Origin of the sequence: Runella sp. SP2, from assembly GCF_003711225.1 — a bacterium.
Taxonomy (GTDB): Bacteria; Bacteroidota; Bacteroidia; order Cytophagales; family Spirosomataceae; genus Runella.
Map to the genome: position 1 here is coordinate 4,127,932 of NZ_CP031030.1, position 17,658 is coordinate 4,145,589.

The 17,658-nt window shown below is 44.8% G+C and carries 15 protein-coding genes; 11 read left to right on the forward strand and 4 right to left on the reverse strand.

The features are described 5' to 3' along the window. Window positions 1–21: 21 nt before the first annotated feature. On the reverse strand, window positions 22–702 hold the full coding sequence (locus tag DTQ70_RS31275; protein ID WP_310587999.1) for a type II toxin-antitoxin system HigB family toxin: 681 nt from the start codon (window positions 700–702) through the stop codon (window positions 22–24). A gap of 82 nt (window positions 703–784) precedes the next feature. After that, window positions 785–1,549: a hypothetical protein gene (locus DTQ70_RS16400; RefSeq protein WP_122931809.1), complete on the reverse strand. Its 765-nt coding sequence runs from the start codon at window positions 1,547–1,549 to the stop codon at window positions 785–787. A gap of 172 nt (window positions 1,550–1,721) precedes the next feature. On the opposite strand from DTQ70_RS16400, the gene ccoS reads away from it, so the two are divergent. The 9 genes from ccoS to DTQ70_RS16445 all read left to right on the forward strand — a co-directional run bounded on the left by ccoS (window position 1,722) and on the right by DTQ70_RS16445 (window position 11,677). Then, on the forward strand, window positions 1,722–1,868 hold the full coding sequence (gene ccoS / locus DTQ70_RS16405) for a cbb3-type cytochrome oxidase assembly protein CcoS (protein WP_084332276.1): 147 nt from the start codon (window positions 1,722–1,724) through the stop codon (window positions 1,866–1,868). A gap of 36 nt (window positions 1,869–1,904) precedes the next feature. Further along, complete coding sequence (ccoN, locus tag DTQ70_RS16410; protein WP_122931810.1) at window positions 1,905–4,049, forward strand: cytochrome-c oxidase, cbb3-type subunit I; 2,145 nt, start codon at window positions 1,905–1,907, stop codon at window positions 4,047–4,049. Between the two features lie 5 nt (window positions 4,050–4,054). Further along, window positions 4,055–5,116, forward strand: coding sequence for a cbb3-type cytochrome c oxidase N-terminal domain-containing protein (locus DTQ70_RS16415; RefSeq protein ID WP_122931811.1), 1,062 nt, complete (start codon window positions 4,055–4,057; stop codon window positions 5,114–5,116). 52 nt (window positions 5,117–5,168) lie between these two features. After that, a complete protein-coding gene (ccoG, locus tag DTQ70_RS16420) occupies window positions 5,169–6,581 on the forward strand; it encodes a cytochrome c oxidase accessory protein CcoG (RefSeq protein WP_122931812.1) in 1,413 nt (470 codons plus the stop codon). 11 nt (window positions 6,582–6,592) lie between these two features. Continuing rightward, entirely contained in the window at window positions 6,593–7,027 is a 435-nt protein-coding gene (locus DTQ70_RS16425) for a FixH family protein (RefSeq protein WP_122931813.1), read from the forward strand. A 53-nt stretch (window positions 7,028–7,080) separates the two neighbouring features. Continuing rightward, complete coding sequence (locus DTQ70_RS16430) at window positions 7,081–7,779, forward strand: sulfite exporter TauE/SafE family protein (protein ID WP_122931814.1); 699 nt, start codon at window positions 7,081–7,083, stop codon at window positions 7,777–7,779. A 192-nt stretch (window positions 7,780–7,971) separates the two neighbouring features. Then, entirely contained in the window at window positions 7,972–9,333 is a 1,362-nt protein-coding gene (gene hemN / locus DTQ70_RS16435; protein WP_122931815.1) for an oxygen-independent coproporphyrinogen III oxidase, read from the forward strand. 39 nt (window positions 9,334–9,372) lie between these two features. Next, window positions 9,373–10,614, forward strand: coding sequence for a PAS domain-containing sensor histidine kinase (locus tag DTQ70_RS16440; RefSeq protein WP_122931816.1), 1,242 nt, complete (start codon window positions 9,373–9,375; stop codon window positions 10,612–10,614). Window positions 10,615–10,618: 4 nt separating this feature from the next. Beyond that, entirely contained in the window at window positions 10,619–11,677 is a 1,059-nt protein-coding gene (locus tag DTQ70_RS16445; protein ID WP_028525340.1) for a response regulator, read from the forward strand. A 133-nt stretch (window positions 11,678–11,810) separates the two neighbouring features. Here DTQ70_RS16445 and abc-f read toward each other — a convergent pair whose 3' ends face one another. Further along, window positions 11,811–13,724: a ribosomal protection-like ABC-F family protein gene (gene abc-f, locus DTQ70_RS16450; protein WP_122931817.1), complete on the reverse strand. Its 1,914-nt coding sequence runs from the start codon at window positions 13,722–13,724 to the stop codon at window positions 11,811–11,813. Window positions 13,725–13,790: 66 nt separating this feature from the next. Between abc-f and DTQ70_RS16455 the strand changes: the two genes are divergently transcribed. Both DTQ70_RS16455 and DTQ70_RS16460 read left to right on the forward strand, forming a co-directional pair. Continuing rightward, entirely contained in the window at window positions 13,791–15,989 is a 2,199-nt protein-coding gene (locus DTQ70_RS16455; RefSeq protein WP_122931818.1) for a PQQ-dependent sugar dehydrogenase, read from the forward strand. Window positions 15,990–16,021: 32 nt separating this feature from the next. Next, on the forward strand, window positions 16,022–17,038 hold the full coding sequence (locus DTQ70_RS16460; protein WP_122931819.1) for a GNAT family N-acetyltransferase: 1,017 nt from the start codon (window positions 16,022–16,024) through the stop codon (window positions 17,036–17,038). A 48-nt stretch (window positions 17,039–17,086) separates the two neighbouring features. On the opposite strand, the gene DTQ70_RS16465 is transcribed toward DTQ70_RS16460, so the two are convergent. Further along, the gene (locus tag DTQ70_RS16465) at window positions 17,087–17,584 is read right to left on the reverse strand and encodes a universal stress protein (RefSeq protein WP_122931820.1); all 498 of its coding nucleotides are present in this window, start codon (window positions 17,582–17,584) and stop codon (window positions 17,087–17,089) included. Window positions 17,585–17,658 lie beyond the last annotated feature (74 nt).

Genomic DNA, 17,658 nt, shown 5'->3' on the forward strand with positions numbered 1-17,658 from the left:
AGCGGCGGCAAACTCATGGGATTAGTTTAGTAGAACTTGTGCGGGGATTCCAAGTCTTTCGTGAAAAAGTTTCGCAAGTTTTAATGTCAATGGCTTTTTACGATTCAGCAATGCCGACACATAGCTTTTGCTCCCAATCCAGTCTGCTAAATCCTTGCTTTTTAACCCCCTTTCTTCCATTTTTAATTTTATAGCATCAATCGGATCAGGGATAGGTATCTGAAAATGAACGTCTTCATAGGCTTTCACCAACAACAAAGCAACCTCTAAATAGTCTCCTTCTGGCGTATTGAGAGCGGGCTTGCGTTCAAATTGTTCATCAATCCATTCCATCATAAGTTCATATTCTACGTCGTTTTTAATCGGTTTAAGTTCCATAATGTCAGGATTTTGTTTAGGTTGATATTTTACCGTTTTTACATCTATTTTATCGTATTCTGTGTGAGTACCGAACCACTTAATCTGAATCACTTTATAGTCAAAAACCATTCTGACCACCAGCCGATAATGATTCCCCATGATATTAAAAACAACACGGTCATCTCCTACTAAACTGGCGTTTCCGTAAACTGCCTTCAAATCCTGAAAGCTTTTGAACTCGCATAGGATCATTTCGTTGTACCATTCTTGCAAAGCATGGGCTGCTTTTGGATACAGAAGGCAGTACGATAGTAGCGTTTTTCGTGCTATGATATTAAACATACCTGTTCGTCTTAAAAACAAAAATACAAAAAGTTCTCTAAAAGTAAACTTTCATTGTATAAATCTATAATCTACCGAATTTTTACCCCCACACGCGGCTCGAAACAAGGTTAATCACCGCATTGACCACCAGCGCGATCAGAAACGCTACTACGACCGAAAATTCGTGAAGCAAAAACGCCTGCAAAAATAAGAAGGTCGTGAAGCCAACGAGGCCAATCATAATGCCTCGCAAGACCGTTATTGCCGCCGTACTGCCTTGTAAATAATGGTTAAAAATGGCCAAAATCGACGTCAGAATAGGAAAAGGTGTCAGAACACCGCTCCAACTTGGCCCCAAAATCGCTGCCAGCCCTGTGATGGTCAACACAAAAAGAGTCGCTACCAACATCCGAAACAATAAATCATACTTCGGAGGCTTCGCTCGGGAAGGAGCCGTTTGTCCCACCGAAGGGCGGGGAAAATAATACAAAGCAATCGTAATCACGACCAAAGCCAAACCGTAAATCCCCCAAATTGTCAGTGGAATTGCATCCAACACAAGGGCAGTGAGGGCAAAAGCCACGTATGAAATCAACAGCGTTGGTAACCACTTCAACCGTTTGGAAAACAACGCATAGCAGTAACAAAAACTGACCAGCGAGATAATTCCCATCAAAATACCTGGAATAGAGCGTATGCCGAAGTCTTTACCCTGTTCCAAAATAAAAAACACCAAGATAGGCCCCGCCACCCACGGCATACTCCCGACCACTCCCCCTACCCGATTTCCCCACTTACGGCTAATCAGCGTAATCAGTCCAATGACCAACGGAATAATGGTCAGTTTAAAAAATAAGATATTCATCAATAAACGTAGCTAGTTGGGCAAAGGTACATAGATATACCAAAACTGACCAAAGTCACTTTTGAGGACTGACTTCCCTCATCTTAATCCCGACCCACCAAACCTACTTTTGGGAGGTCGTCAGTCCTAACAAGCTGGTTCAATTTCAACATTCTCAAACATACACACGTCTATGAGTGCTCTCATCATCCTGCTCTGCATCAGTCTGTTTGTCGCAGGCGGCTTCTTAATCGCCTTTGTATGGTCGGTACGCCAAGGGCAATACGACGACGATTACACTCCTTCGATTCGGATTTTATTCGACGACAACGAAAAATAGTTCATCTTTTTTAATCATAAACTCCTCAAATTCAACATGGAACCAATTTCCAAAACAACCTCAACCGTTGACATGGAAGAGTTTCAGTATGATAACACCATCGTACGGAATTTCGCCATTGCTTCTATCGTGTTTGGGATCGTCGGAATGCTGGTGGGCGTACTTATCGCGTTTCAGTTAGCATTTCCTGCCCTCAACCTCGATATTCCCTACACTACGTTTGGTAGGTTACGTCCCCTTCACACCAACGCCGTCATTTTTGCTTTTGTCGGTAACGGCTTTTTTATGGGGCTTTATTATTCGGCACCACGGGTACTCCGCACGCCGATGTACAGTAAGTTGTTGTCCAACATCAACTTCTGGGGCTGGCAACTTATCATCGTAGCCGCCGCCATTACACTTCCATTAGGACTTACCACAGGAAAAGAATACGCCGAACTCGAATGGCCGATTGACATTGCCATTGCGGTGGTATGGGTAGCAGCCCTTCTTAACCTCGTCATGACCATGATTAACCGCCGCGTGCAGCACATTTATGCTGCGGTTTGGTTTTACTTGGCTTCGTTTGTCACAGTAGCGATGTTGCACGTCGTCAACAGCGTTGAACTTCCAATTTCTCTTACTAAAAGTTATTCTTGGTACGCGGGTGTGCAAGATGCCTTGGTACAATGGTGGTATGGTCACAATGCCGTAGCGTTCTTCTTGACGACGCCTTACTTGGGTTTGATGTACTACTTCTTACCCAAAGCAGCCAACCGCCCTATCTATTCGTACCGTTTGTCGATTGTTCACTTTTGGTCATTGATTTTCTTATACATCTGGGCAGGCCCTCACCACTTGCTTTATACCTCTTTGCCCGACTGGGCACAATCGTTGGGTACGGTGTTCTCTGTAATGTTGATTGCTCCTTCGTGGGGAGGGATGATTAACGGTCTGTTTACCCTTCGTGGGGCTTGGGACAAAGTTCGTGAGGATGTGGTTTTGAAATTCATGGTAGTAGGGGTAACTGCCTACGGGATGGCGACCTTTGAAGGCCCTATGCTTTCGTTGAAAAACGTAAACGCCATTGCTCACTATACCGACTGGATTGTAGCGCACGTTCACGTAGGAGCACTTGGATGGAACGGTTTTATGACGTTTGCCATCATGTACTGGTTGTTCCCACGATTGTACGGACGTCCGTTGTTTTCTCAAAAATTGGCCAATTTTCACTTCTGGATTGGCACCTTGGGTATCATTTTCTACGCCGTGCCGATGTACTGGGCAGGTTGGACTCAATCGTCGATGTGGAAAGAATTTACTGAAGAAGGTTTCTTAAAATACCCTAACTTCCTCGAAACCGTTACGCAGCTTGTGCCTTTCTATATTTTACGTGGAATTGGTGGTACATTGTTTTTGGTAGGTTTCTTGGTAGGTACGTACAACTTAGCCATGACGGCCCTTAGCGGTAAGCTCATTGCCAACGAAACAGCACGTGCGGCTTCGCTCAAATCTATCTGGAATCCTCCTGCCAACGAATTTTGGCACAGCCGTATTTTTGAACGCAAGCCTGTGTTCTTTACCGTTATCTCGTTGGTAGCCGTCATCATCGGGGGTGTCATTGAACTTGTGCCAACCTTCATGGTAGAGTCCAACGTACCAACCATCGAAAGCGTGAAACCTTACACCGCACTTGAACTCCAAGGCCGCGACATCTACGTTCGTGAAGGCTGCTATACGTGTCACTCTCAAATGATTCGTCCGTTCCGTTCCGAAACCGAACGCTATGGCGAATACTCAAAAGCAGGTGAGTTTGTTTATGATCACCCATTCCAGTGGGGTTCAAAACGTACAGGACCTGATTTGCACCGTCTTGGTGCCAAATACCCCGATTCATGGCACTACAACCACATGGAAGACCCAACGAGTATGTCGCCTGGTTCTATCATGCCCAAATACCCTTGGTTGCTTGAGGATGCGCTTGATTTGAGCACCACTCCTGCCAAAATCAGCGCCATGCGTACCCTCGGCGTTCCTTACGAAGACGGGTTTGAAGACCAAGCCATTGCCGACGCTCAAAAACAAGCCGATGGCATCGTGGCTAGTTTGAAAAAAGACGGTATCAAAGCCAAAGCTGACAAAGAAATCATTGCGCTCATTGCCTACTTGCAACGCTTAGGTACTGACATCAAAAAACAATAAAAATCATGAAATTCAGAAACTATCTCCAGACGATTGACGGAGTGGCGATATATCCGCTCATCGGACTACTGATTTTTGCGGCCGTTTTTGTAGGATTGGTATGGTACCTTGTAAAACTTGACAAGAAAACCGTCCAAAAAATAAGCCAACTGCCCCTCGAAGACGGCACTGTTCGCCGTGGACTTGCAACGCTTACGTTACTTTTTGTTTCATCAATGGTGTTTGCCCAAGCCGCCGAAGCTCCCAAAGCAGGCGACAAAGAGTTGGTTAACTACCTCATAGTTATGTTGCTGGTTGTGGTCATTTTGGCTGTGCTCGTGCTCTTGGTGCAAGTGATGATGCTTCTCCGTAAAATCTCTGCTCCTCAAGGCAATACCGAAGTAAAAGAAGATTTACGCGGCGAATCGGCGCCGATTTTCAGTGAACGTTGGTGGCAACGTTGGACGGGTTTTGGCGTAAAACTCGCCGACGAGCAACGCATCCTTATCAAAGGCCACGACTACGACGGCATCCACGAACTCGACAACCGTATGCCTCCTTGGTTGGCATTCTTGTTCCAAGGTACGATTGTATTTGCCGTGATTTACCTTATCATTTACCACATGTCGGGTTGGGGCGATTTACCGATGGCCGAGTTGGAAAAAGAAAGCCAAGTGGTAGAAGCGAAGAAAACCGCGTTCCTTGAAAAAGCAGCGGCCAAAATCAACGAAAATACTGTTACGTTGGCCACTGACGCGAAGACAATTGAGGAAGGGAAAGCCATTTTTACGGCCAACTGTGCCGCTTGTCATGCTGCTGATGGTGGCGGTTCGGTAGGGCCAAACCTCACTGACGAGTACTGGCTCCACGGCGGTGGTATCAAGAATGTCTTCAAAACCATCAAATACGGTGTACCCGAAAAAGGGATGATTGCGTGGGAAAAGCAATTGAACCCACTCAAAATGCAACAGGTTGCTAGTTACATCATCTCCATCAAAGGCACAAAGCCTGCGACTCCGAAAGCTCCTCAAGGAGAAATTTATACCGAAGCTCCCGCTGCGGCGGATAGTACCGTAGCCGCAAAATAAGTCACCTCAACCCCGTCCTTCGGACGGGGTTGAGGTTAAACGAATTCTCATCATGCAACCCCTCGATACACACCCCGACTTCGACGAATCGTTCCGCGATAGTTTTGCGGCTGTCGATGATACCACTGGGAAAAGAAACTGGTTTTACCCTCAAAAACCAACTGGAAAATGGCATAACCGCCGCGTTTGGTTTACCATTTTTCAGCTCACTGTAATGTTTGCCTTGCCGTTTATCAAAGTAAATGGCCAACCCCTCTTCTTGTTCAACATCCTAGAGCGTAAGTTTATCGTTTTCGGAATTTTCATTGGCCCACAAGATTATTGGCTTTTTGGGCTAATGATGATTTCTTTCTTTGTATTTATTGTACTTTTTACCACCGTTTTTGGGCGAGTTTGGTGCGGATGGGCTTGTCCGCAAACGGTATTTATGGAAATGGTTTTCCGTAAAATCGAGTACGTCATCGAAGGCGACTGGAAAGCCCAACGTGCCCTTGCCAAAGCGCCTTGGAACAGCGAAAAAATCACCAAAAGAACCCTCAAAGCGGTTATTTTCTTGGCATTATCGTTTGCAATTGCCAATCTGCTGTTAAGCTACTTTGTGGGTATTGACCGCCTCGAACGCATCATCTTAGAGCCAATATCAGAGCACTTGACTTTATTTTTGGGTATCTGCGCTTTTACCCTAGTTTTCTTTTGGAATTTTGCCTGGCTACGCGACCAAGCTTGTACCGTTGTGTGTCCTTACGGACGCTTGCAAGGGGTATTGCTTGATAAAAACTCAGTCGTGATTGCCTATGATTATAAACGTGGCGAACCGCGTGAAAAACTTCGTAAAGGTGCCGAACGTACCGCTGGCGATTGTATTAACTGTTTTCAGTGCGTGAATGTATGCCCAACAGGTATCGACATCCGCAACGGTACCCAAATGGAGTGCGTCAATTGCACGGCCTGTATCGACGCCTGCGACAACATCATGGAAAAAGTGAACCTGCCCAAAGGCTTGATTCGCTACGACTCGGAAAACAATATTTCTGCGGGTAAAAGTAAACTCATTACCACCCGTACCATTGCTTACGCAGTCGTATTGACGGCGCTTTGGGTGGGTCTAGGCTATGCTATTTTTACCCGAAACGACACCGAAACAACGCTTTTGCGCGCTCCAGGTTCTCGATTCATCGAAAACCCCGACGGTACCATTAGCAATCTTTATACCTTCAAATTGTTTAATAAAACCAATCATCCCATCCAGCCTGAGATGAAGTTGTTGTTCCCCAAAGGCACCTTAAAATTTGCGGGAATCCCTAACCTCAACCTCGAAGCCGCAGGAATGGTCGAAGGTTCGGTATTTATTACCATTCCAAAATCCGAACTCTCCAAACGCCGCACCGACGTTTCCTTGGGAATCTACGCCGACGGCAAGCAGTTGGAAGAATTTAAAACAACGTTCATTGCACCAGAAGAATAAACATTACAATTATGAAACTATCTTGGGGAACGGGCATTTGGGCATTTTATGGCTTATTTGTCTTAATGATATTAGCGATGGTCGGAATGAGCATCGTCCAAAAAATTGACCTCGTCACCGACAATTATTACGAGGAAGAAGTAAAGTTTCAGGGCAAAATTGATAAAATCAACCGCGCCAAACAACTAACTACTCCCCTATCTTGGGAAGTAACCGACGCAGGCATTCGGATTCATTATCCTACTGAATTAAAAGGCATTAGCGGAAAAATTAACCTTTATTGTCCTGCCGACAATCGGAAAGATATGTCAATGCCAATACAGGTTGGAACCGACGGTACGCAGTTTATTCCGAGTCAGAAGATTCATACGGGTCGCTACCAACTCCAAATCGACTGGCAAGCCAACGGCATCGGATACTGGAACGAAGGAACACTCAATATTTAAGGGTGGCAAGGGTTGCTCACAACCCTCAACACATAATCTCGACATTCAAAACCATGTTTTACCTAGCTTTTTCCCTCGGACTAATGAGCAGCCTACACTGCGTGGGGATGTGTGGGCCGATTGCACTGGCACTCCCCGTACACCAACGCTCAAAATGGGGAAAGTTGGGCGGAATTCTGTTGTATAACCTTGGTCGAGCTACTACTTACGCCCTCCTCGGTTTTTTGCTCGGTTTTGTTGGTAATGCGCTCAATTTGGCAGGACTCCAGCGTAGTTTGTCGATTGGTACAGGAATAATTATGCTGGCCGCCGTGGCGTACTCTTCGCATTGGCTAGACCAACTCGGAACACCTTCTTTTCTTCAAAAAAGTGTTCAATGGTTAAAAAAACAATTAGGTACGCTCCTCCATCAACGCAGTTTTAGCTCCCTTTTTATGCTCGGTACACTCAATGGACTTCTGCCCTGCGGGCTTGTCTATATGGCACTCATTAGCTCCATAGCCACGGGAGGCCCTACCGACGGGGCGCTTTTTATGGCTACCTTTGGACTTGGTACTCTTCCCGCTATGAGTGCCGTGGCGTTTGTAAAAAATCTTTTTTCTAATTTTCTCCGCAGCCGTGCCCGCCAATGGATGCCTGCTTTTGTGGCCGTTGTCGCCATCGTGCTCATTCTCCGTGGCTTAGAAGTAACAGGCTGGCCGATTTTAGGTTTAGAAAACCGTGAGATTCCTGTTTGTCATGGCGGGAGGTAGGTTTGTTTTCATATCTTTTGCTACAAACGTTATGCCTCTCCGAGGCTAATCTTTAATCGTTTCACTGAAACGATTAAAAGCGTTTTCGCCTATTTTAATAAAAACAGCCATTGACATTTTTCCAATCAGCCTGACCAATGTCATATTTTACTTTTCCAATAGCTTGCATTTTTGGTAAAACACCTATTTACCATGAACACGCAACTACTTCAGAAATACAACGTGCCTGGGCCTCGCTACACCAGTTACCCGACAGTGCCTTATTGGGACAAAACCCCACTTACCGAAACCCGTTGGAAAGACTTGGTAAAAGATATATTTGAAATCAGCAATACGTCCGAAGGAATTAGCCTCTATATTCACTTGCCGTACTGCGAAAGTTTATGCACCTACTGTGGCTGCAATACTCGCATTACGGTCAATCACAAAGTAGAACAACCGTACATTGCAGCCGTCTTGAAAGAATGGCAGCTTTATCTTGATTTTCTACCCAATCGCCCCCAAATCCGTGAGTTACACTTAGGAGGAGGAACGCCCACATTTTTTAGCCCTGAAAATCTCCGAACGCTGATTTCGGGTTTGTTTGAAAAAGCCGACATCCATCCTAACCACGAATTTGGGTTTGAAGCGCACCCAGCTAGTACTACCGACGCGCACCTCCAAACGTTGTTTGAACTAGGTTTTCGTCGGATTAGCATTGGGGTTCAAGATTTCAATCCCGTTATTCTTGACCTCATTAATCGCCCTCAAACGTACGAACAAGTCAAACATGTAACCGAAAAGGCGCGTGAAATTGGTTATACGTCGGTTAACTATGATTTGGTTTATGGTTTACCACGGCAGCAAGTAGAAGGAATGACCCAAACCATCGGAGAAGTGATTCAGCTTCGTCCCGACCGCATTGCGCTTTACAGCTACGCCCACGTACCTTGGGTAAAACCAGGTCAACGCAAATTTACCGAAGCCGACTTACCAGATGCCGCCAAAAAATTAGCGATTTATGAAGCCTGTCGTAATGCCTTAGAGTCAGTGGGGTATCACGACATCGGGATGGATCACTTTTCACTCAAAACAGATACACTTTATCAGGCCCTTGAAGATAAAAAACTCCACCGCAATTTTATGGGCTATACCACCACCCAGACGCGTTTGCTGGTGGGCTTGGGCGTGTCGGCCATCGGGGATTGTTGGTGGGGCTACGGTCAAAACGAAAAAACGGTCGAGAAATACTACGAACGCCTCAACGCAAACGAGTTACCGATTTTCAGAGGCCATGTTCTGACGCGGGAGGATTTGATTCTACGACGTCATATTTTGCAGTTGATGTGTCATTTTGAAACCACTTGGTTCGATTCCAAAGACCAATGCCAAGCGCTTTACGAAGCCCTTGCCCGACTGGAAGAACCCGAAAAAGATGGCCTTGTTAGCATCGAGCCCTATCACCTCAAAGTAACGCCCGAAGGCCGCTCTTTCATCCGTAATATCAGTATGGCATTTGACGCGCGTTTGTGGGGCGATATACCACAAACAGCCATTTTTAGCCAAACATTTTAAAATTCTTTTGGAAAAATCACCGTAACCTCCGTATTTGGTATGTTAGAAATATTCATTCAGCAAACCCAAGCGATGAGAAGACACGTCGAAATGTTAGATGCACTCTTTAAAAGTGCAACGGAGGGAATTATTGTCGTGGATTCGTGGGGAGCTATACAGTTGGTCAACCCCAAAGCCGAAGAATTATTTGGCTACGATGAAGACGAGTTGATTGGTAAGAAAATAGAAATTCTTATTCCTCAACGATATGCCCGCAATCACGTAGATCACCGCATGAATTACTCCCAGCATCCCAAGGCAAGGAACATGGGGAGAAACCTAGACCTCAATGCCAAGCGTAAAGATAATTCGGAGTTTCCTGTCGAAATCAGTTTAAGTCCGTTTGCCACCAGCGATGGCGAATACATTGTAAGTTTTATTATCGACATTTCGCTGCGCAAAAAACAAGAGGAGGCATTGCTAGAAGCACACCGCCAAATCCAAAGCCTTAACGCCGACTTGGAAGAGCGCGTGCAGCAACGCACCCGTGAACTGGCACATGCGCTAGAGGAGATTGAGCAGTCGAAACAGGAAGTGATGCGGGCGCTGGAGAAAGAGCGCCAACTCAACGACATGAAGACGAAATTTGTGACGATTGCCTCGCACGAATTCCGTACGCCATTGGCGACTATTCTCTCTTCTGCGTCTTTGATTGGACGTTATACGCACGCTGAAGAAGACGAAAAACGTCAAAAACACGTCCAACGTATCAAATCCACGGTAACAAACTTGACCGAGATTTTAAACGACTTTTTGTCGCTCGGCAAACTCGAAGAAGGACAAATCCGCAACGTGCCGATTGTGTTTCCTGTTACTGATTTTTGCAAAGAATTGGTGGACGAACTCAAATCAGTTTGCAAAGAAAACCAGCAGATTATATACACCCACGAAGGTGATTCTGAAGTGTGTGTCGATCGTCATTTGCTCAAAAATGTACTCATCAATTTGCTTTCAAACGCCTCCAAATATTCGGACGCGGGCAAGCAAATTTTCTTACGTTCATCTAAAAAAGAAAAAACCGTTCGCTTTGAAGTACAAGACCAAGGCATTGGGATTCCCGAACAAGACCAAGCGTATGTGTTTGACCGCTTTTTCCGCGCACACAACTCTGGGACGATACAAGGAACTGGCCTTGGGCTAAACATTGTAAAAAAATACATTCAGTTGATGCAAGGCGAAATCCAGCTTACGAGTCAACTGAATCAAGGAACGACGGTGTCTCTCGACCTTCCGAATTGTTAGCCACATGAAGACCATTCTACTGATAGAAGACAATCCCGACATGCGGGAGAATACGACCGAAATTTTGGAGTTAGCACACTACAATGTACTAACGGCAGAAAACGGCAAGAAAGGCATTAAAATCGCTCAAGAACAGCAGCCTGACCTGATTATTTGCGACATCATGATGCCCGAACTCGACGGCTACGGGGTGTTGCATTTGCTCAGTAAAGAAGCTGAAACGGCCAGTATTCCCTTTATTTTCTTAACGGCCAAAGCGGAAAAAGCCGATTACCGCAAAGGAATGACCCTTGGGGCAGACGATTATTTGACCAAACCTTACGACGACGTAGAGCTGCTCAGTGCGGTAGAAACGCGCTTGCGTAAAAACGATTTGCTCAAAACAGAGTATTCACGTACAGAAGAAGGTCTGACGCAGTTTTTGAACGAAGTAAAATCGTTTGAATCGCTCAAAAAACTGTCAGAAAACAAAAAAACGAAGCTCTATAAAAAGCGCGAAACGGTGTATTCGGAGGGAAGTTATCCCAATGCCGTTTATTTCTTAAAAAGTGGAAAAATCAAAAACTCAAAGACCAATGAGTTTGGGAAAGAATACATTGTAGAGCTTCACAAACCTGGCGATTTTTTTGGGTATTTAGATTTATTGGAAAACACGCCCTACCAAGAATCGGCCGTGTCGCTGCAAGACAGTGAAGTGGTTATCATTCCCAAAGATGAATTTAATAGCCTTCTCTACAACAACCGCGACGTAGCCACGAAGTTCATCAAAATGCTTTCCAATGAAGTGCGCGAGCGGGAAGAGCGATTGCTGAAACTTGCCTACAACTCCGTACGAAAACGCGTAGCCGAAGCGCTGATAATGCTAGCCAATCGCTACCAAGAAGATAAAACAAAGCCTTTTGCCATTGCCATCACCCGCGAAGATTTAGCGAGTATCGTGGGCACCGCGACCGAAACGGTTATTCGCACCCTTTCTGATTTCAAAGACGAACATCTTCTCGAAATGAAAGGAAGCCTGATTACGGTACTCGATTATGAGAAACTATCTCGAATGAAGAATTAATAGTGCCGTGATGAGGGTTGTGGTAAGGGTTGCTCACGAAGTGATGAGGGTTTCTCAAAACCCGACGAAACGACGAGTATATGCTGAGATGAGACCCTCCAAGTTTTCAAAACTTGGAGGGCCTTTGTTTTAACTACCCCAACTCCTCCATTTCCATCATGGCATTTTCCCACGCGTCGGTGGTCGCCGCAATTTTTTGCTGGACTTCGGTGTATTTTCTATTCACTTCGGCCAATTTCGCCGCATCACTGTAAATGGCAGTGTCAGCCAACTGTGCTTCCGCTTCTTTCTTACGTTTTTCCAACTCGTCGATTTCTTGTTCGAGTTGGGTGATTTTTTTCTGAAGCGTCTTTTGCTGGTGCGACGAGCCCGAAGACGTATTCTTCGTAGGCACAGGCGCCGAGCGTTGCGGTACTACCACAGTTTCCGCAGGGACTGCTACCACTTCTTCTTGGCGTTCTTCTTGCCACCACTCGTACTCTTGGTAGGTACCAGGGTATTCTTTCACTTCTTTTTCTTCGATGTACCAAATTTTCTCCGCAATGGCTTCCACAAAGAAACGGTCGTGAGAAACCACCACAAACGACCCTTCGTACTGACGAAGCGCCTGAATGAGGATATTCACCGACTGCATATCCAAGTGGTTGGTAGGCTCATCGAGCAACAAGAAATTGGCTTGAGACACCAACACTTTTGCCAACGCAACCCGCGATTTCTCCCCTCCCGATAACACCTTAATTTTCTTAAAAACATCGTCACCCGTAAACAAAAAGCACCCCAAAATCGTCCGACATTCGGTTTCGGTTTTGGTCGGATTGGCGTATTTTAATTCTTCTAAAATCGTATGTTCTATATTAAGCGACTCCAACTGGTGCTGGGCATAAAAGGTAAAGAGCACATTATGACCCAGTCGCCGCTCCCCTTCGACAGGCTCGGTGCCTGCAATGACCCTCAACAACGTGGATTTTCCTTTACCATTGGCCCCGATAAGCGCAATTTTGTCGCCGCGCTCCATCGTTATATTGGTATGTTTCAGGATTTCCTTTTCGCCGTATGCTTTCGAAACATCCTCCAATTGAAGCACATGACGGCCTGGCTGGGTCGTAAATTGGAAACGAAAATGCACCTTGGCATTTTCATCCACTACAGCCTCCACCCGATCCATTCGTTCCAACATTTTGGCGCGGCTTTGGGCTTGTTTTGCTTTGGTTGCTTTGGCCTTAAAGCGCTCAATAAAGCGCTCCGTTTGGCGGATTTTAGCCTGTTGGTTTTCGTAAGCTCCTTTTTGAATCTCGTTACGAAGGGCTTTTTCTTCGAGATAAAATGAATAATTCCCGCCGTAATAGTTTAACTTTTGGTTGCTTACTTCCACCATTGTATCGCAGACATTGTCCAAAAACTCACGGTCGTGCGAGACCACAATCACCGCATTTTCGTAGCTCTGAACATACTTTTCCACCCACTGAATCGAAGGCAAGTCCAAGTGGTTGGTAGGCTCATCGAGCATGAGCAAAGAAGGTTTTTGTAACAGCAACTTGGCCAGCATCACGCGCATTCGCCAACCTCCCGAAAACTGCCGCAGCGGTTTTTGTAAGTCACTTGTCGAAAAACCAAGTCCTTCCAAAATCTCCTCAGCTTTCGACTGAATGGTATAGCCGTCCAATGCCTCAAACTCCTCTTGCAGGCGCGCAAGTCGATCCACCAGTTTATCTTCGTAATTGGTTTCCATTTGATGAATTACTTCATCTATCTGGCGTTGAAGCACCAATTGGCGCTCAAAGGCTTGCAAAGCTACCGTCAAAATAGGCTCATCACTTTGGTAAGAGAGCAAATCTTGGTTCAAAAACCCAATGGTACAACCACCTGCTTTTGAGATATTTCCTGCATCGGGCTGGTAGTTACCCACAATCAAATGCAGCAGGGTGGACTTCCCTGTTCCGTTCAGACCAATAAGGCCAATTTTATCTTTGGGCTTGATATGAAGCGAGGCGTTTTCGTACAAAGCACGGTCGCCGAGATAATACGAGAGGTTGGTAATCGAAATCATGCTACAAAGTTAGCGGTTTTCAAGTAAGGTATTTATATTTGGGTACTACCAAACCGTTTCTAAATCATGAAAAAGGCAGCGTTATGTCTATTTTTATTTTTTCTCTTCTCATATACTCTAAAATCGCAGAACCAAATACCTCAAATTCAATTAACCGAATATGCAGCCGGATTTAATCAACCAAGTGATATTGAAACTGCGGGCGATAATCGCTTGTTTGTTTCTGAGCTTACGGGGAAGATTAAAATCATTCAGAATGGGATTGTTCATCCAACACCTTTTTTAGATATAAGTATGACTGGAGCTTCGATTTATAGCTTCTGTTTTTCTCCTAATTACTCTTCTAATGGTATTTTTTTTGTTTATTATCGAAAACAAGACGGGCTAGGGCAAATTGTAATGTTCAAGAGAAACCCTTCCAATCCTAATCTTACCCTCACTGGGTCAGAAGCCAAGATTCTTACCTTACCCTATTTAGTTCCTGGTGGACATACAGGTGGAGAAATTGCTTTTGGGCCAGATGGATACTTATACATCACAACAGGAGATGATGGTTTAGGGACGCGTAAAACCATGGGAGATTCTCCAGGCAATGCCCAAAACCTCAAAACTGTACTGGGAAAAGTTCTGCGAATTGATGTCAGTACTGCACCCAATTATAAAATTCCAACTACCAATCCCTACCAAACCCTTGGAGATAGCATTCCTGACGAAATTTGGGCACGCGGTTTACGTAACCCTTGGCGAATGAGTTTTGACAAGCAAACAGGTGATTTGTGGATTGGAGACAACGGCGCTGACCATTGGGATGAAGTCAATTTTTTAGCCCACCCTAATTTAGGCGGGGCTAATTTTGGCTGGCGATGTTATGAAGGTAGTCACCCTTATTCCTCTAATGGGTGCAGTGATACTACTCTTCTTATCTATCCAATTCAAGAATATCAAGGCTGGGTATCTGATACTACAAGTGGTGCTTCGGTTATGGGCGGATATGTCTATCGGGGAAACCTATATCCCGCCCTACGAGGGCATTATTTATATGCAGATTGGGTCATGGGTAAATTTTGGACACTTTTTCGTTCCCCAAATGGTCAGCGCATCAATACATTTCAAGGTATTCTCACTTCCTCTCCTGTCACTTTTGGCCAAGACACCAGCGGAGAATTGTACGTTGCGAGCTTAGATGAAGGGAAAATTTATCAAATTGGGCTTAAATCTACCCTTTCAACTCCTACTATTAATGTTGCAGCAGTACCTGCAAGTTGCGGATTAAAAGGCCAAAGTGTTAATAATGATGCTAAGCTAACAATCCAAGGTAATACTATCACTGATAGATATGATTTTACATTTGGCATTAACTACACAGGAACTGCCAATTATACAGTAGGTTCAAAAACTATTCCTTTAAACGGTGTTTTAGTCGCAGACCTACCTAATCCAATTTCCCCGCAAACCATTACTGTACGTATTTTCAGTATTACAAATTCTCACATAGACATTACTACCACACTTGCATCTACAACTTGCATACCATGCCAATTCCCTGCTCCGCAGCCACAATCCATTGATACAAGCGCTTGCATAGGCACTATTCTCAATATCTCAGTAAAAGGGTGTAGTGGACTGTACACTTTAAAAGCTTTCAGCGACTCTCTACTCACTCAATTATCAAGCCTTACGGTGAATAATAATTTTATAACTACACCCACACTCACTAGCCCATTAAAAGTATATACTGCGTGTGTACATACGACCTATCCTGAATGTAAAAGTAACTACGCTCTATTGTCAGTAAAAACTCATGATATCCCCGTTGCCTTCAATGCTCTCAACATTACAAATACATCCTTTGACATTCGATGGCAGGCTTCTAGAAACGAAAGTTATTTACTCAAATATCGTGTAAAAAACACTACTTCCGACTGGATAACCCTTCCTGTACTGACAGCAGATTCTACAGGAATATTTTCCACAATGCTATCTTCGCTCAATCAGGCAACAATTTACGAATGGGCCGTATCTAATGTTCATTGTCACAACTTTACGATTCAAGAAACACGAACTCTGTCTTGTCCTCCCACAATAACTCAGCTAGTTGGCCCAGTTGCCCCCGCAACCTATCAAGCCCACGAAGTCATTCAAAGTAAAGGAACGCTACTGGGCGGAAGTACTTCATTTTATGCAGGAAAAACCATTATCCTCGCACCTGGGTTTCAAAGCGCCTCTAATAGTACTTTTAGTGCTCAGATTAAAGGTTGTGATTAAGTTCTTATCTTTGCCCGACAACACACGAACGAATGACACACCTTCTTCCAAAAAATAAGGTTCAGGCCACTATTCAGCGGGCTTTTTCTTCGTTGGTGTTCGTCAATGACCCCGATGCGCTTACCCGTTTTCGGGGTCGTTGGTCGCCTTGGCTCTTCAATACGCCCTTGCACGTCGTTCACCAACAAGCCGAGCAAGTTTATACTTTTGTGCTCACCGATGCCGAGACGCAGCAAGAACTTCACGGTTTTTTCCATCTTTTTGTCCAAAATCAGCAAGGGATTAGTCCGCTAAGGGCATCGTTTGGGTCGTTTGAAGTAGCCGAAGTTGTCAGCCATGCCGATTTTAGTGTTTGGTTAAACTCCATTGAATCTTTTGCCGTATCGCACGGCATCACGTCGCTGTCGATTCGTCATTACCCAAGCTGTTATCATCCTGCCCGTAGTTCGTTTATCAAGCGCGGATTGGTGCGGCACGGTTTTCAGATAAACCAGTCCTCTATCAATCACTACATTTCGGTAACCTCGCAGCCTTTTGAGACAGAGCTTCACGCCTCCGAACGGCGACGATTACGAAAGTGCCAGCTAGCAGGTTTTCGATTTGAAGAATGGGTAGCTCCTGATGCCAAACAAGTGTATCAGTTTATTGCCCATAACCGCCAACGACTCGGGTATTCGCTTTCTTTTCGTGAAGAGCAGCTGCGGCTTTGGTTGACCGTTTTTCCTGAAATTTTTCGGGTATTTTGCGTCAAAAATGGCGAAGAAATTGCCTCATTAGGGCTAACTGTCCGCGTTGGAAAAAATGTACTCTATCACTTCTGTCCCGCCGACAACCTGACCTATCGACAGTACAGCCCCTCGGTGTTATTAACCAAAGGTTTGTACGAATTTTCCCAGCAAGAAGGTGTAACCATTTTAGATTTGGGCATCTCAGTTGACGCCACTGGCCAGCCTAAAGCCAGTTTGGCTCGTTTCAAACGAAACCTTGGCGCTCAAGAATGCGATAAATGGCACTTTGAAAGAAAAATCGGCATTTCTACCAAAATGTAAAAATGCCGATCGAGTCACGCGTGGGTCAATCTATAATGTAAGTCTGAATCAATGATTAGCTATTTCAAGCCCAAAATAGTTAAAAAGAGTGCTCAAGGTTTTTCGTTCAGCCACAACGCTTTCCCCGCCTACCTCTTGGTAAGACACCCTTGATTTTTTTAATAATGGAGTAGGGTCAAAACCTTTTTTGCCAGGTTTTAATTTATAGTTTTTGGAGAAATAGATTTTTTCAATATTTCGAGCCTCTAGGAAATTACTCAAGGCATTGGCACTATACCCATGAAAAAGCTCAATACTAATACTTCCCAAAAGAGATTCATATCTATTCTTGATAATAGCAATTGCTTCTTCAAATTCAGTTGTTTTCAGGGTATCCACCATTTCATCTGGCGAATAAAACAAAAAATCCGATATGGAATCTGTAGGAATTTTGGCGTACATCAACACCACATTTACTTTTCCCGCATTGATGGTATTCAATGCCAGTCTGAGGGCATTTAGCGACTCAACTTTAAAATCTATCGGCACTAATATTGTTCTTTCCATGCGCTTAGTCGTTTTTAAAACCAATGCAAAGGTGCTACCCCCGACTAAGAATGATTTAAGAAGCAGATTAGAAT

Bases quoted from the DNA above. Each gene is read 5' to 3' on its own strand.
- DTQ70_RS16425 (WP_122931813.1), top strand. From the start codon at position 6,593: ATGAAACTATCTTGGGGAACGGGCATTTGGGCATTTTATGGCTTATTT.
- ccoS (WP_084332276.1), top strand. From the start codon at position 1,722: ATGAGTGCTCTCATCATCCTGCTCTGCATCAGTCTGTTTGTCGCAGGC.
- DTQ70_RS16455 (WP_122931818.1), top strand. From the start codon at position 13,791: ATGAAAAAGGCAGCGTTATGTCTATTTTTATTTTTTCTCTTCTCATAT.
- DTQ70_RS16400 (WP_122931809.1), bottom strand. From the start codon at position 1,549: ATGAATATCTTATTTTTTAAACTGACCATTATTCCGTTGGTCATTGGA.
- DTQ70_RS16415 (WP_122931811.1), top strand. From the start codon at position 4,055: ATGAAATTCAGAAACTATCTCCAGACGATTGACGGAGTGGCGATATAT.
- DTQ70_RS16465 (WP_122931820.1), bottom strand. From the start codon at position 17,584: ATGGAAAGAACAATATTAGTGCCGATAGATTTTAAAGTTGAGTCGCTA.
- abc-f (WP_122931817.1), bottom strand. From the start codon at position 13,724: ATGATTTCGATTACCAACCTCTCGTATTATCTCGGCGACCGTGCTTTG.
- DTQ70_RS16430 (WP_122931814.1), top strand. From the start codon at position 7,081: ATGTTTTACCTAGCTTTTTCCCTCGGACTAATGAGCAGCCTACACTGC.
- ccoN (WP_122931810.1), top strand. From the start codon at position 1,905: ATGGAACCAATTTCCAAAACAACCTCAACCGTTGACATGGAAGAGTTT.
- DTQ70_RS16440 (WP_122931816.1), top strand. From the start codon at position 9,373: ATGTTAGAAATATTCATTCAGCAAACCCAAGCGATGAGAAGACACGTC.
- hemN (WP_122931815.1), top strand. From the start codon at position 7,972: ATGAACACGCAACTACTTCAGAAATACAACGTGCCTGGGCCTCGCTAC.
- DTQ70_RS16460 (WP_122931819.1), top strand. From the start codon at position 16,022: ATGACACACCTTCTTCCAAAAAATAAGGTTCAGGCCACTATTCAGCGG.
- DTQ70_RS16445 (WP_028525340.1), top strand. From the start codon at position 10,619: ATGAAGACCATTCTACTGATAGAAGACAATCCCGACATGCGGGAGAAT.
- ccoG (WP_122931812.1), top strand. From the start codon at position 5,169: ATGCAACCCCTCGATACACACCCCGACTTCGACGAATCGTTCCGCGAT.
- DTQ70_RS31275 (WP_310587999.1), bottom strand. From the start codon at position 702: ATGTTTAATATCATAGCACGAAAAACGCTACTATCGTACTGCCTTCTG.